Origin of the sequence: Bradyrhizobium sp. AZCC 1719, from assembly GCF_036924525.1 — a bacterium.
Taxonomy (GTDB): Bacteria; Pseudomonadota; Alphaproteobacteria; order Rhizobiales; family Xanthobacteraceae; genus Bradyrhizobium.
Map to the genome: position 1 here is coordinate 4,081,566 of NZ_JAZHRU010000001.1, position 13,283 is coordinate 4,094,848.

At 63.3% G+C, this 13,283-nt stretch carries 15 protein-coding genes; 11 read left to right on the top strand and 4 right to left on the bottom strand.

From position 1 onward, the window contains the following. Nucleotides 1-3 precede the first annotated feature (3 nt). Both fliP and V1292_RS19065 read right to left on the bottom strand, forming a co-directional pair. Complete coding sequence (gene fliP, locus V1292_RS19060) at nt 4-759, bottom strand: flagellar type III secretion system pore protein FliP (RefSeq protein WP_334363709.1); 756 nt, start codon at nt 757-759, stop codon at nt 4-6. Continuing rightward, entirely contained in the window at nt 756-1,781 is a 1,026-nt protein-coding gene (locus V1292_RS19065; protein WP_334374256.1) for a flagellar biosynthetic protein FliO, read from the bottom strand. The genes fliP and V1292_RS19065 overlap by 4 nt, the downstream gene beginning before the upstream one ends. A gap of 433 nt (nt 1,782-2,214) precedes the next feature. On the opposite strand from V1292_RS19065, the gene flgB reads away from it, so the two are divergent. The 11 genes from flgB (at nt 2,215) to V1292_RS19120 (ending at nt 11,881) form a co-directional block, all read left to right on the top strand. Continuing rightward, nucleotides 2,215-2,625 (top strand): flagellar basal body rod protein FlgB, encoded by a 411-nt coding sequence (flgB, locus tag V1292_RS19070; protein ID WP_028348648.1) that lies wholly within the window; start codon nt 2,215-2,217, stop codon nt 2,623-2,625. 26 nt (nt 2,626-2,651) lie between these two features. Continuing rightward, the gene (gene flgC, locus V1292_RS19075) at nt 2,652-3,077 is read left to right on the top strand and encodes a flagellar basal body rod protein FlgC (protein ID WP_057846814.1); all 426 of its coding nucleotides are present in this window, start codon (nt 2,652-2,654) and stop codon (nt 3,075-3,077) included. A gap of 16 nt (nt 3,078-3,093) precedes the next feature. Further along, a complete protein-coding gene (gene fliE, locus V1292_RS19080; RefSeq protein WP_028348650.1) occupies nt 3,094-3,405 on the top strand; it encodes a flagellar hook-basal body complex protein FliE in 312 nt (103 codons plus the stop codon). A gap of 109 nt (nt 3,406-3,514) precedes the next feature. Next, nucleotides 3,515-3,778, top strand: coding sequence for a flagellar biosynthesis protein FliQ (fliQ, locus tag V1292_RS19085; RefSeq protein ID WP_057855657.1), 264 nt, complete (start codon nt 3,515-3,517; stop codon nt 3,776-3,778). Nucleotides 3,779-3,792: 14 nt separating this feature from the next. Next, nucleotides 3,793-4,563, top strand: coding sequence for a flagellar biosynthetic protein FliR (fliR, locus tag V1292_RS19090; protein WP_334363705.1), 771 nt, complete (start codon nt 3,793-3,795; stop codon nt 4,561-4,563). A gap of 70 nt (nt 4,564-4,633) precedes the next feature. Continuing rightward, the gene (gene flhB / locus V1292_RS19095; protein ID WP_334374257.1) at nt 4,634-5,707 is read left to right on the top strand and encodes a flagellar biosynthesis protein FlhB; all 1,074 of its coding nucleotides are present in this window, start codon (nt 4,634-4,636) and stop codon (nt 5,705-5,707) included. 147 nt (nt 5,708-5,854) lie between these two features. Next, nucleotides 5,855-8,419, top strand: coding sequence for a cell cycle histidine kinase CckA (gene cckA / locus V1292_RS19100; protein ID WP_334374258.1), 2,565 nt, complete (start codon nt 5,855-5,857; stop codon nt 8,417-8,419). Between the two features lie 144 nt (nt 8,420-8,563). Further along, complete coding sequence (locus V1292_RS19105; protein ID WP_334374259.1) at nt 8,564-9,574, top strand: Tim44 domain-containing protein; 1,011 nt, start codon at nt 8,564-8,566, stop codon at nt 9,572-9,574. A 203-nt stretch (nt 9,575-9,777) separates the two neighbouring features. After that, nucleotides 9,778-10,407: a lectin gene (locus V1292_RS19110; RefSeq protein ID WP_334377092.1), complete on the top strand. Its 630-nt coding sequence runs from the start codon at nt 9,778-9,780 to the stop codon at nt 10,405-10,407. Nucleotides 10,408-10,633: 226 nt separating this feature from the next. Beyond that, entirely contained in the window at nt 10,634-10,909 is a 276-nt protein-coding gene (locus V1292_RS19115) for a hypothetical protein (protein ID WP_334374260.1), read from the top strand. Between the two features lie 264 nt (nt 10,910-11,173). Further along, nucleotides 11,174-11,881, top strand: a complete 708-nt coding sequence (locus V1292_RS19120) for a glutathione S-transferase (RefSeq protein ID WP_334374261.1) — start codon at nt 11,174-11,176, stop codon at nt 11,879-11,881. Between the two features lie 139 nt (nt 11,882-12,020). On the opposite strand, the gene V1292_RS19125 is transcribed toward V1292_RS19120, so the two are convergent. Next, a complete protein-coding gene (locus V1292_RS19125) occupies nt 12,021-12,380 on the bottom strand; it encodes a GFA family protein (protein WP_334374262.1) in 360 nt (119 codons plus the stop codon). Nucleotides 12,381-12,393: 13 nt separating this feature from the next. After that, entirely contained in the window at nt 12,394-13,068 is a 675-nt protein-coding gene (locus tag V1292_RS19130) for a methyltransferase family protein (RefSeq protein ID WP_334374263.1), read from the bottom strand. Between the last annotated feature and the right edge of the window lie 215 nt (nt 13,069-13,283).

Here is a 13,283-nt window from a genome sequence, read left to right on the forward strand (position 1 = left end):
GCGCTAACTCCCGCCGTAGCTCTGCACCAGGCTTCCTGCCACCAGCGACCAGCCGTCCACCAGCACGAAAAAGATCAACTTAAACGGCAGCGACACCACGACCGGCGGCAGCATCATCATACCCATCGACATCAGCACGGATGCGACCACAAGGTCGATAATCAGGAAGGGGAGGAACAGCAGGAAGCCAATCTCAAAGGCGCGTTTCAGTTCGGAGATCATGAAGGCCGGGACCAGAATCCGCAGCGACAGGTCTTCCGGCGTCGCCGGCGGCGGCTCGCCGGAGAGGTCCACAAACAGCTTCAGATCCTTTTCGCGGACATTCTTCTGCATGAAGCCGCGCAGCGGCACAGAGGCCTTTTGCAGCGCTTCCTCGACGCCGAGTTCGTTGGCGACCAGCGGCTTGATGCCGTCGTCATAGGACCTCTGAAGGACGGGGCCCATCACGAAAGCGGTCAGGAACATTGCAAGCGCGATAATCACGGAGTTGGGCGGGGCGGTCGCGGTGCCCAGCGCCGTGCGCAGCAGCGACAGCACGACGACGATCCGTGTGAACGACGTCATCATGATCAGGATCGAGGGCGCGATCGACAGCACCGTCAACAGCGCGATCAACTGGATCGCGCGCTCAGTCACCCCGCCGCCGCCCTGGCCGAGATTGATGCTGATGTCCTGCGCCAGCGCCGGATCGGCGAGCGATCCGGCGACGGTCAGGATTAAGAAAAATAAAACTCTACGCGGAGAAGTCGCCGGCCTCACGAAGGGTTCTTCGGACGGCCCAGCAATGACGCCATCTCGTCTTCGAGATTCTCGAAGCCGCTCTTCTGCGGAGCGGGTGTGGGAGGAGCGGGGGGTTCGCTGCGGGAGGTACGGGCAGGCGGCGTTTCCGGCGCTACCGGCGGCGCCACGGGTTCGGCCGGCCGGCGCAGGGCGGCTTCCAGCCGCTGCGCCATCTCGGCGAGATTTTGGTCGGCACTCGACGGTGCGGGGGGTGGAGGGGGTGGCGGCGGCGCCGCGGCCGCACGTTCCGGCGCTCGGGTCGGCGCCTCGCGGACGGGCGGCACCTCACGGATAGGCGGCGCTTCGCGGGCTATCGGTGCCTCGCGGACCGACGCTGCCTCACGAACTGGCGGCGCCTCACGGACCACCGGCGGTGCCTTGGGCAACTCACGCTGCGGCAACTCGCGCTGCGGCCGCGGCATCAGCGGTTCGTTGCGGGTCAGGCGCGGCGGGGCCGCTTCGGGACGACCGGTGATCGATTCCGGCGCAAAGCCCGTCAAAGGATCGCTGCGACGCTCCGGCGGCGGCGCGGGCCGGCGGAGATCGTCTGCGAAGGAGGGACGTGCGGGGCGCGGCGGCGGCTCCGGCATTTGCGGTTCGGCGTGATGATCGAAGCCGTCCGTCGGCCGCAAATCGGCTCTTGCCGCTTCCTCGCTCCAAGCAGCATCGGGCAGCGGGGCAATCCGCGGCGGCTGCTCGCCGACCGCCGGGCGAGGCGCCATCTGATCGCGATTGGGCATTGCGCGCACGATGTTGGGTTCGACCACGATGTCGCTTGGACCGCCGATCATCAGGAGATGCTCGACATTGTCGCGCCGTACCAGCACGAGGCGCCGGCGGCCGTCCACGGCGGCGGCGTCGATCACGGCAAGCCGCGGCATCCGCCCGCGCTGGGTGTTGGCGCCGAGGCGGTTGTTGGCGAAGCGGCGGACCAGCCATGCGGCCACGCCGATCAGCGCCAGAACGGCGATGAATGCGAAGAGGAATGTCAGTGTCTGCATTCTTTAGTCCCCGGCCACGGGCCGTTCTCTTGCTGCTGGCTTCGACGAGTGCGGTCTAGGTCTTCCTGTCCGGGCATGTTCCCTTTGGGAAAGCGGTTCCCGTTTGCCGGATCATGCCCGGAACGATCCGCAACCGGCGAATCATGCCCGAGATCAGCCATATTTCTTAATCCCCACGGCGAACGCCGCCATCCGGGTTAATTAATAGACCAAGAATCGTTTGACCCAAAACGACTTCTGAGCGCCCCACGCCGGGTTGGTTGCTGCTGGTTAACGCAGTTTTCGTGGCGAAAATGCGCTCGTTTCGTCGCTGTCAGCGGGCATTGGCCGACGTCCACGGCCGCAGGCGTGACTTTAACCAGCCGTTAACCATACACCGGGCAAATTCTGCCTACCTCGCGGCGTCTGCCAGAGGTTAACGGGGAACAGCTCGATGGCCATCAACGATCTTCCGATCCTGTCGGCGCTGCGTACCAAGATGCAGTGGCACCAGGAACGCCAGCGGGTGCTCGCCGAAAACGTATCCAACGCCAACACCCCGAATTTCAGGCCGAGCGACCTGGTTGAGCCGAAATTCGACAACAAGGGCACAGATGTCGGCGGCGCGATGGGCTCGCTCGCCATGCTGCGCACCAGCGCCACCCATATCGGCGTCTCCGGCGGCCGCCAGAGCTTCAGGGGGGACGGCGGCAGGAGCGGCTTCCTGACCAAGCCTGCCGGCAACTCGGTCAATCTGGAAGACCAGATGTTGAAGGTCTCGGCCAACCAGATGGATTACGCGGCCGCCACTTCGCTCTACAGCCGCAGCCTCGGCCTGCTCAAAACCGCCATCGGAAAGCGCTGACGCGGCGCGATTAGGAGAACCGGATCATGGCAGATGATGGAAGCGATTTCGCCCGCTCGATGAGCATCGCGACCTCCGGCCTGCGCGCGCAGGCGGGGCGGATGCGAGTGATCTCGGAAAACATCGCCAATGCGGAATCCACCGCGCCATCGGCGGGCGGCGATCCCTATCGCCGCAAGGTGCCGACATTTTCCTCGGCGCTCGACCGCACGCTGGACGCCCGCGTGGTGACGCTCGGCAAGGTCAGGGCTGACCAGTCGGCGTTTCGCGTCAAGCACGAGCCGAGCAATCCGGCGGCGGATGCTGCCGGCAACGTCAAATATCCGAACGTCAATCCGCTGGTCGAAATGACCGACATGCGCGAGGCGCAGCGGTCCTATGAGGCCAACCTCAACATCATCAGCGCCACGCGCCGCATGATTCAACGCACCCTCGACATCCTCAAGGCCTGAACAGGAACCATAGAAAATGGCTTCACCGACCGTTGCAGCAAACGCCTACGCCGCGCTTTCGCGCATCATGGAATCCGGCGGCGCCGAGAAGGGCGGCCAATCCACCGGCGGCCCGTCCTTCAGCGCGCTGCTCAAGGACGCGGTGGGAAGCGTGCTGGATGCCGGCAAGAAATCCGACGCCCAGACCATGGCTATGACCGCGGGCAAAGCCAATGTCATGGACGTGGTGACGGCGGTGGCGGAGACTGACGTCGCGGTCTCGACGCTGGTGTCGGTGCGCGACCGGGTGATCCAGTCCTACGAAGACATCATGAAGATGCCGATTTGATTGATGCTGTCATTCCGGGGCGCGAAGCGAACCCGGAATCTCGAGGTTCCGGGTTCGATGCTTCGCATCGCCCCGGAACGACGTAGCAGGCGAAGCGAGAGAGCAAACAATGACCGGTGCCGAAACCCTCGACGTGGCGCGCGATGCGATCTGGACCATCGTGGTGGTGTCGTCGCCCTTGATGGTGATTGGCCTGGTGGTCGGCGTCGTGGTGTCGCTGTTCCAGGCACTGACGCAGATTCAGGAACAGACGCTGATCTTCGTACCGAAGATCCTCGCGATCTTCGTGACGTTATTGCTGGCGTTACCGTTCATGGCCGATTCGATGCACAGTCACATGATGCGGATATCGTCGCGAATCATAGGCGGTTGATGCATTGTGGATAAATGCGCGTCGACATATCGCTGCTGCCGGCCCTTGCCGCCACCTTCATGCTGGTGTTCGCTCGCGTTGGGGCCATGGTGATGCTGTTGCCGGGGTTTGGCGAGAGCAACATCCCGGTGCGCATCAAGCTCGCGATCGCGTTGCTGTTGACGTTGATCATTCTGCCGCTCCACCGCACCGCTTACCAAGTCGATCTGACCTCGATGACGGCGATCGGGGTGCTGCTGGTGCACGAGATCGCCATCGGCATCGTGCTCGGCGCCACGGCGCGCGTGACGCTGGCGGCGCTTGCGGTGGCGGGCTCGGTAATCGCCCAGCAGCTCGGCCTCGGCTTCGTCACCGCCGTCGATCCGACGCAAGGGCAGCAGGGCGTGCTGATCGGCAACTTCCTCTCCATTCTCGGCATGACGCTGCTGTTTGCGACCGACACCCATCACCTCGTCATCGCGGCGCTGAACGAGAGCTACCGGATCTTCTCGCCGGGCGAGCTGATGCCGAGCGGTGACGTGGCGGCGCTTGCCACGCGCGCCTTCGCGACCGCCTTCAAGATCGGCATACAGCTCTCCGCGCCGTTCCTGGTGTTCGGCCTCGTCTTCAATATCGGCCTCGGCGTGCTGGCGCGGCTGATGCCGGCGATGCAGGTCTATTTCGTCGGCGTGCCGCTGTCGATCATGGTGGGCTTTCTGATCTTCGCCCTCGTACTCACCGGAATGATGGCGACTTATCTCAACTACTTCATCGGCGTGATGCACGAATTGACGCCGCTGAAATAGAGCATGATCCGGAAAAGTGGGTACCGGTTTTCCGAGAAGATCATGCTCAAACGAAAACTAGAGCGCCGCGATGGCCGACGATACCGACGACAAAACAGAAGACCCTACGCAAAAACGTCTCGACGATGCGCTTGCCAAGGGCGACGTTGCCAAGAGCCAGGAGGTCAACACCTGGTTCATCATCGCGGGCGGCACACTGATATTATCGACGTTCGCGGGATCGATCGGCGGCGGCATTTTGATGCCGCTGCGCAACCTGATCGCCAATGCAGGCCAGCTTCGCGCCGACGGCGCGGCGCTGCTCGCGCTTGGCAACACGCTGGGCTACGCCGTGCTCGGCGCGATCGGCGTGCCGCTGCTGATGCTGGCGCTTGCCGCGATCGCCGGCAACATGATCCAGCACCGGCTGGTGTGGTCTTCGGAATCGCTGAAACCGAAATTCAGCAAGGTATCGCCCGGCGCGGGACTGAAACGCATCTTCGGCAAACAGGCGGTGGCGAACTTCGCCAAAGGACTGTTCAAACTGATCGCGCTCGGCTCCGTCATGATGGCGGTGCTGTGGCCCGAGCGTCATCGGCTGGAATCGTTCCTGATGTTCGATCCTTCGGCGATCCTCGACGTTACCACCAACCTGACGCTGCAGTTGATGGGTGCGGTGGTGGCGATGCTGGCGGCCGTCGCGATTGCCGATTACTTCTTTCAGTACCGGCAATGGTACACGCGGCAGAAGATGTCGCTGCAGGAGATCAAGGACGAGTTCAAGCAGTCGGAAGGCGACCCCCACATCAAGGGCAAGATCCGACAGTTGCGCCAGCAGCGCATGAAGAAGCGCATGATGGCTGCCGTTCCCAACGCCAGCGTGATCATCACCAACCCGACCCACTATTCGGTGGCGCTGTCCTACGATCGCGGCATGTCGGCGCCGGTCTGCGTGGCCAAGGGCGTGGACAACGTCGCGTTCAAGATCCGGGAGATCGCCAAGAAGCACGACATACCGATCGTGGAGAATGTGCCGTTGGCGCGCGCGCTTTATGCCACCGTCGATATCGACGAGGAGATTCCGGTCGAGCACTATCACGCGGTGGCCGAGATCATCGGCTATGTCATGCGCCTCAAGAACGGGTTTGCTGGCCGGGGAAGGTGAGGGGAACCGCTGGAAAACGCCTTGAAATGCCTTCAAGCTGTCAAATAACCGCCTGATGGACTTGCGCTTGCGGGTCCGATTCAGGCACTCAGAAGCGGCGCGCGACCCCGCGCGTCACCTCCTTGCCGACGGGCAGTGCCTCTTCAGATGACCGCCGAAACCGATAGCCATCCGCCCACCGAGCCCTTCGCGGCCCACGAGCCGGCGCGGCGGGGCGGTAGCATCGTGCTGGTGTTGCTGGTGGCCGCGGGCATCGTCGCGGTGGCGGTGGCCCTGATGACCATCGGCCGCGCCCAGGCCCAACCTTATATCCTCGGCGTGTTGGCCCTTTTGGCCATGGTCGGCCTGTTCAATCTGTTCGCTTTTGCCGCCGGTATCATCCGCTTCACCGACCGCGGCGCCGACGATCCGGTAATGGGCCGCATCGCCGATCACGCCTATGACGGGCTGGCGGTGACCGACCCCAAAGGCCACGTGGTCTATTCCAACGCCGCCTATCAGGCGCTGACCGGAGCTGCCACCGCGCAGGACGTGCGGCCGGTCGAGCGCGTCTTCATCGGTAATCCCGACGTCTCCGAAGCCGTGTTCCGCCTGCTCAAGGCCGCCCGTGAAGGCAAGCGGCAGCAGGAGGAGGTCCGTATCGCCGGCTCTGACGGCGCGCAGGGCCGCTGGCTGCGAATGCGGGTTCGCCCGCTTGGCCAGAGCAAGCGCGAAGCAAAATACGCGGTGTGGTCGATCGCTGACATCACGCGGGACCGCGAGCGTCAGGAAGATGTGTTCCGGGAACTGCAGCACGCGATCGAATATCTCGATCATGCGCCATGCGGCTTCTTCTCGGTCGATCCGGCCGGCGACGTCATCTATGTCAACGCCACGCTGGCGAACTGGCTCGATCACGATCTCGCCGAGATTGGTTCCGGCGGGTTGAAGCTAACCGATATCGTCTCCGGCGATGGCGCCTCGCTCCTGACCTCGATCGTAGCGGTACCCGGCGAGGTCAAAACCGAAGTGTTCGACATCGACCTGCGCATGCGCGGCGGCAAGACCATGCCGGTGCGGCTCTACCACAAGCTCGCCTTCGGCGCCGACGGCTCGCCGGGTTCGTCGCGCACGCTCGTGATCAGCCGCGCGCGCGACGAGCATTCCGACCCCGAACGCGCCGCCGAAGTCCGCTTCATGCGGTTCTTCGACCATACGCCGATGGCGATTGCGACGGTGGACCGCGGCGGCACGGTGGTGCGCGCCAACGCCCGCTTCGCCAAGCTCGCGCAAAGCCTGAGCTCGGACGGCGCGGCCAACAAGTCGATCTTCCGCACGGTAAATGCGCGCGACCGCAGCCTTCTGATCTCGGCGATCAACCAGGCGGCCGAAGGGCAGGGCGACATCGCACCGGTGGAAGTCATGCTCGACGGCGCCAAGGAGCGCTGGGGACAGTTCTTCGTCACCGCTGTCGAGGAAGACGAGCGCGACACCGAAGCTGCCATCGTCTATCTGCTCGAGACCACTGAGCGGCGCACGCTGGAAAACCAGATCAATCAGTCGCAGAAGATGGACATGGTCGGCCAGCTCGCCGGGGGCATCGCGCACGACTTCAACAACGTGCTCTCAGCCATCATGATGGCGAACGACTTCCTCTTGAACGCGCACAAGCCGACTGATCCGTCGTTCCAGGACATTATGCAGATCAAGCAGAACGCGACCCGCGCGGCGACGCTGGTGCGGCAACTGCTCGCGTTCTCGCGCCGCCAGACGCTGCGGCCGCAGGTACTCGACCTCGGCGATGCGCTTTCCGATCTCACCATGCTGCTGCGCCGCCTGATCGGCGAGAAGGTCAAGCTCGACCTCGTGCACGGCCGCGATCTCTGGCCAGTCAAGGTCGACGTCTCGCAGTTCGAGCAGGTGGTCGTCAATCTCGCGGTCAACGCGCGCGACGCGATGCCCGATGGCGGCAAACTGACGGTGAGGACCGCCAACGTGACGGTAGACGAGGCAGCGCAGCTTTCGCACAAGGGCATGCCGGCCGCCGATTACGTGCGGATCGACATTTCCGATACCGGCACCGGTATCCCGGCCGAGATCGTCGACAAGATCTTCGAGCCGTTCTTCTCGACCAAGGAGGTCGGCAAGGGCACCGGGCTCGGCCTCTCCACGGTGTACGGCATCGTCAAGCAAACCGGTGGCTTCGTCTATGTCGACTCCACGCCCGGCGAAGGCACCACGTTCCGCATCTTCCTGCCGCGTCATCGGCCCGAACTGGAAGCGCAGCCGGAGGCGCACGCCGCCAATGGCGCGGCCAGGGAAGGGGCGGCCGAGCCGCCGAAGCCGCGGCCCGACCTGACCGGGCAGGGCACCATCCTGCTGGTGGAAGACGAGGACGGCTTGCGCTCGCTGAACGCGCGGGGCCTGCGTTCGCGCGGCTACAGCGTGATCGAGGCCTCCAACGGCATCGAGGCGATGGAGGCGCTGGACGAAAAGGACGGCGCGGTGGATCTCGTCGTTTCCGACGTGGTGATGCCGGAAATGGACGGCCCGACGCTGTTGCGCGAAATGCGCAAGCGCAATCCGAATCTGAAGATCATCTTCGTCTCAGGTTACGCTGAAGAGGCTTTCGACAAGAGCCTGCCGGAGAACGAACAATTCGCCTTCCTGCCGAAGCCGTTTGCGCTCTCCGCTCTGGTCGAGAAGGTCAAGGAGACGATGACGGCCTCATAAAATCCTGCCCGAAAGCCTGCTGCGCATGGTGAATGCGGAGTTTACGGCCAAATCGTCACATCCCCGCGACTGAGGGCCGCAGCCGCCGTTCCCGATATTTGCTTCACTTTTGGCTGGCTCTGCCCATCTTAGGGGCACTTCCCCATGGAGGGGAATGAGGAAAAAGATATGAATTTCACGCAGACTGCGCGCGGAATTGTACGTGCCATGGCCATCGTCCTGTCGGTGGCGGTTCCACTGGCGATCACAATCGAAGCGGCTGATGCCCGCGTTGGCGGCGGCGGCAGTTCCGGTTCGCGGGGATCGCGGACCTATTCGGCGCCCCCGAGCACGACCACCGCTCCGGGCACGGCGCAACCCATGAACCGAAGCTTTACCCAGCCGGGCACCCCCGCAGCGGGTAATCCGGCCGCGGGCGCAGCCAACAAGGGCGGCTTCTTCAACCGGCCCGGCATGGGCATGCTCGGCGGCCTTGCCGCCGGCTTCCTCGGTGCCGGCCTGCTCGGCATGCTGTTCGGCGGCGGATTGTTCTCCGGCCTCGGCGGCCTGTCCTCGATCATCGGCCTGCTGCTGCAGATCGCGCTGATCGTCATCGTGGTGCGTCTGGCAATGTCGTGGTGGCAGCGCCGCCATACGCCGGCCTCCGCCTATGCCAACGCGCCTGCCGCCAGTGGGCCTGCTGAAGGCCCCGGCGCCCAGACCAGCTTCCGCTCCGGACTGGGTGGCTTTGGGCTGGGTTCGAGCCAGCCGGCGCTGGAAATCCAGCCGGCCGACTATGAGGCGTTCGAGCGGCTGCTTGGCGAGGTTCAGGCCGCCTGGTCGAACGAGGACGTCGCCAAATTGCATACGCTGGCGACGCCCGAGATGGTGTCCTACTTCTCCAAGGATCTCGAGGAGAACAAGGCCCGCAACGACGTCAACAAGGTGTCCGACGTCAAGCTGCTGCAGGGCGACCTCGCGGAAGCCTGGCGCGAAGGCGAAACCGATTATGCCAGCGTGGCGATGCGGTTCTCGCTGGTCGACAAGACACTTGAGCGCAACACCGGCCGTTTGGTCGCGGGCAGCGAAACCCCGATCGAGGCCACCGAAGTCTGGACCTTCGCTCGTCGCCGCGGCGGCGACTGGGAACTCTCGGCGATCCAGCAGACGAGCTGATCGCCTGCACCAACACGAAGAAGGCGCTGCGGCTTGTTCCGCGGCGCCTTTTTCTTTGCGGGAATGCATGCTCCATTTCGGACTTCGCCCTGCAGGAATAATGATTGCGGCCGCGTGTTGATGAGACATGGCCCACAACAGGGAGGTCTTCAATGAACGGCTTCGCCCGGATCATCTCGCCGGCGTGCTTCGCCCTCGCCGCCATGTCGATTCTCGCAAGCGTGCCTGCGCATGCTCAATCCGCCAATGCCAGCTTCTTCGTGACCAGCAACGGCATCGGCAATGGCGGCAATCTCGGTGGTCTTGCCGGCGCCGACAATCATTGCCAGACGCTGGCGCAGGCCGCCGGTGCCGGAGGCAAAACCTGGCGCGCCTATCTCTCAACGCAAGGCGCCGACGGTGCGCCCGCGGTGAACGCGCGCGACCGTATCGGCAAGGGGCCGTGGCAGAACGCCAAGGGCGCCGTGGTTGCCAAGGATGTCGCCGAACTGCACGGCACCAACGGCCTCACCAAGCAGACCGCCTTGAGCGAGAAGGGTGAGGTCATCAATGGCCGCGGCGATACGCCCAATCGCCACGACGTGCTGACGGGATCGCAGCCCGACGGCACCGCGTTTACCGCCGGCGAAGATCGCACCTGCAGGAACTGGACGAGTTCGACGCAAGGCTCCGCCATGGTCGGACATTCCGATCGCGTGGGACTGCGCGACGACGACGCCTCGAAATCCTGGAATTCGTCGCATCCCTCGCGCGGGCCCGACGGCGGCTGTTCGCAGGCCGACCTGAAGAGCACCGGCGGCGACGGGCTGTTCTATTGCTTCGCGGCGAATTGACGGGCGATCGGTCTTGAGCTCGCCCGGCGAGTGACGCAACAGGATCGACCAATCGAAGTCCTTCGCACGAGCGTGCGTCCAATGACAGCTCCGCAACATCGGCATGCTGCTCTTTCGATGTAGCGGAACCTATTCAGCGTATTTTCTTGCTCGTGCAATCCGGCAGACGATTGCGGAACTCCAGAGTGTTTGGCGAGTTGCCAATCGGAATCCCGGAGGCCTTGCAATGAAACGAGTCCTTTTCGCGTTGGCTTTTACCGTCTTGGCAACGCCGCTGGCGCTGGCGGGCAACACGTCGTCGAACTCCAGCTCTAACTCGTCGAATGGCGTGCACACCCGCGTCGATACGATCACCACCGACGACGGCCGTGGACGGACATTTTATCAGCGGCGCAGCGTCCGGATCGACGCTGATCGCGGGCGACCGGCATACATGCGCAACTCCGTTCGCGAACGCTACGGCCCTGCGCGCCGCTGGCACCGTGACGATGATGATGACTGAAACCATTTGCGGCCGATCCGGCACCTGACGAGGAGGGCGTGGCTCGGGTCGACAACGTTCCCCGGCACGCGGCGCTGAAGCCGTCAATTTTCAAGTTTTGTCGATCAAAGCCGCCCCAGAGGCGGCTTTTTCTATTTGCGCCGCTCTCGGGAGCGTGATGACTTGTCGTCGAATCGTCATCCCGCTTTATCTCTTTGTTTGAGCATGATCTTTTCGGAAAGCCGCTTCTCACTTTTCCGGATCATGCTCTAGGAGGCGCCTTCGATGCATTACGAGCTTTATTACTGGCCGACCATTCAGGGTCGCGGCGAGTATGTGCGTCTCGCGCTGGAAGAGGCGGGCGCTGGCTATACCGACGTGGCGCGCCACGGCAACGGCATGGCGGCGATGACGCGCATGATGGAAGTCGGGAAGGGAACGCCGCCCTTCGCGCCGCCGTTCCTGAAAGCCGGGAAGCTCGTGATCGGGCAGACGGCCAACATCCTGCTCTATCTCGGATCACGGCATGGGCTGGCGCCGAAGACGGAAGCCGGCAGACTACGGGTGCACCAGCTACAGCTCACGATTGCGGATCTGGTGCTGGAAGTTCACGACACCCATCATCCGCTCGGGCCGTCACTGTACTATGAGGAGCAGAAAGCGCCGGCAAAAAAACGCACCGATGAGTTCTGGAAGGCGCGCGTGCCGAAATATCTCGGCTATTTCGAAGATCTCCTGCAGGCCAATGGCGGGACATATGTCACCGGCCGCCGCCTGACCTATGTCGACCTGTCGCTGTTTCAGATCGTCGAAGGCCTTCGCTATGCATTTCCGAAACGGATGAAGGCCTTCGAGAGCGACATTCCCGGTCTCGTCGAACTGCGTGACCGCGTCGCGGAGCGGCCAAACATCAAGGCTTATCTTGCGAGCGATCGAAGGATTGCTTTCAACGAGGACGGGATTTTCCGAAGGTACAACGTGCTGGATGGCTGATGTTGTCATTCCGGGGCGATGCGTAGCATCGAACTATGGGGCGCCCCTTGCGCCCCTGAGAATCTCGAGATTCCCCGATGCGCAATTGCGCATCTGAGATCTGGTCCTTACGGACCATTCCGGAATCACCGCTCCGCCGTCACATGTTCCTCCCATCCACCGGCGTCATCTTCAACTTCGACAGCTCGATGCCATCGAAGCAGCTCACATTGACCGCCACCACGTCGGTGCCGTCGGGCTTCTTGCCGCGTGCGAAGACGTCGACGCCGCAATCGATGCAGAGCTGGTGGTGGATCGCGTGCTTGTTGAAGAGATACTCTTTCAGGTTTTCCTCGCCGGCGCGGAGATGAAAACTCTTCGGGTCGAGGAAGGTGAAATGCAGCCCCTTCTTGGTGCAGATCGAACAGTTGCAAGCAGTGACCATTGCGAGATCGGTGGTGCACTCGAAGCGTACCTGCCCGCAATGGCAGCCGCCGGTATAGGTCTTGCTGTCGGGCATCTCTCCGTCATCCTTACCAAATTCCAGGCACCAGACGATAGCGCACGCGGGCGGCGTAGTCAGCATAGCCCGGAAGCCCCTCGACCAATGCGCGCTCCTCGATGCGGGCGCGAATGGCGAACAGCACGGCGAATACCGGCACGAACGCCACACCCCACCACGATCCGAGGAGCAGCGGTATTCCAATGAAGTACAGCATGACGGCGCTATACATGGGATGGCGGATGAAGGCGTAGGGCCCGCTCGAGATCACGCGTTGGTGGCGCGCGGCCTGCACCTTCACGACCGGCGCGGCGAACGAATTTTCGCGGAACACCCACATGATGAACGCGATCGAGAGTAAAAACATCGCAAGGCCGAGCGCCTGCAGCAGCAGCGGAACATCGGAGGCGTCGGCCCGCCGGTCGAGGCCGATCGCGACGAGCCAGATCAGCAGCACTGCGACAAATATCAGCATGAATATCTTGTCGGCGGCGGGCTGGTCGGCCTGAAATTTCGGCCGCATACGCTCGGCGAGCAGCGCCGGATCGGTCTTCGCAAGCCACAATCCGCAGGCAGGACCGAGGATCGCACTGACGATCAACATCACCCACGCGCCCGGCCAGTCCAGCGAACCCGCAGCGGCGAACAATAATGCGCCCATGCCGACGACGACGATGGTGTTCTGCAGCAGAAGCTTTGCGATCATGCGCGGGTTCCATTGACCCCACGCGCAACAGGATCGCGCATTTTTTCGGCAAACTTGCGGCGCTGAGGTGGGGAAGGGTACCCGCTTCCTTCGCCTGTCATAGCCGCGAAGGCAGGTATCCAGTACGCCGCGGCCTATCGGCCCAAGGCGACGTTTCTGGAATACTGGTTCACCCGCTGGAGCCTGTCATCGGGCGGCTCTGAGCGCCGACCCGT

What these genes read in the sequence shown, in the direction of transcription:
- V1292_RS19065 (WP_334374256.1), bottom strand. Translation starts at nt 1,781, where the DNA reads ATGCAGACACTGACATTCCTCTTCGCATTCATCGCCGTTCTGGCGCTG.
- flgB (WP_028348648.1), top strand. Translation starts at nt 2,215, where the DNA reads ATGGCCATCAACGATCTTCCGATCCTGTCGGCGCTGCGTACCAAGATG.
- flgC (WP_057846814.1), top strand. Translation starts at nt 2,652, where the DNA reads ATGGCAGATGATGGAAGCGATTTCGCCCGCTCGATGAGCATCGCGACC.
- fliE (WP_028348650.1), top strand. Translation starts at nt 3,094, where the DNA reads ATGGCTTCACCGACCGTTGCAGCAAACGCCTACGCCGCGCTTTCGCGC.
- fliQ (WP_057855657.1), top strand. Translation starts at nt 3,515, where the DNA reads ATGACCGGTGCCGAAACCCTCGACGTGGCGCGCGATGCGATCTGGACC.
- fliR (WP_334363705.1), top strand. Translation starts at nt 3,793, where the DNA reads ATGCGCGTCGACATATCGCTGCTGCCGGCCCTTGCCGCCACCTTCATG.
- flhB (WP_334374257.1), top strand. Translation starts at nt 4,634, where the DNA reads ATGGCCGACGATACCGACGACAAAACAGAAGACCCTACGCAAAAACGT.
- cckA (WP_334374258.1), top strand. Translation starts at nt 5,855, where the DNA reads ATGACCGCCGAAACCGATAGCCATCCGCCCACCGAGCCCTTCGCGGCC.
- V1292_RS19105 (WP_334374259.1), top strand. Translation starts at nt 8,564, where the DNA reads ATGGAGGGGAATGAGGAAAAAGATATGAATTTCACGCAGACTGCGCGC.
- V1292_RS19110 (WP_334377092.1), top strand. Translation starts at nt 9,778, where the DNA reads ATGTCGATTCTCGCAAGCGTGCCTGCGCATGCTCAATCCGCCAATGCC.
- V1292_RS19115 (WP_334374260.1), top strand. Translation starts at nt 10,634, where the DNA reads ATGAAACGAGTCCTTTTCGCGTTGGCTTTTACCGTCTTGGCAACGCCG.
- V1292_RS19120 (WP_334374261.1), top strand. Translation starts at nt 11,174, where the DNA reads ATGCATTACGAGCTTTATTACTGGCCGACCATTCAGGGTCGCGGCGAG.
- V1292_RS19125 (WP_334374262.1), bottom strand. Translation starts at nt 12,380, where the DNA reads ATGCCCGACAGCAAGACCTATACCGGCGGCTGCCATTGCGGGCAGGTA.
- V1292_RS19130 (WP_334374263.1), bottom strand. Translation starts at nt 13,068, where the DNA reads ATGATCGCAAAGCTTCTGCTGCAGAACACCATCGTCGTCGTCGGCATG.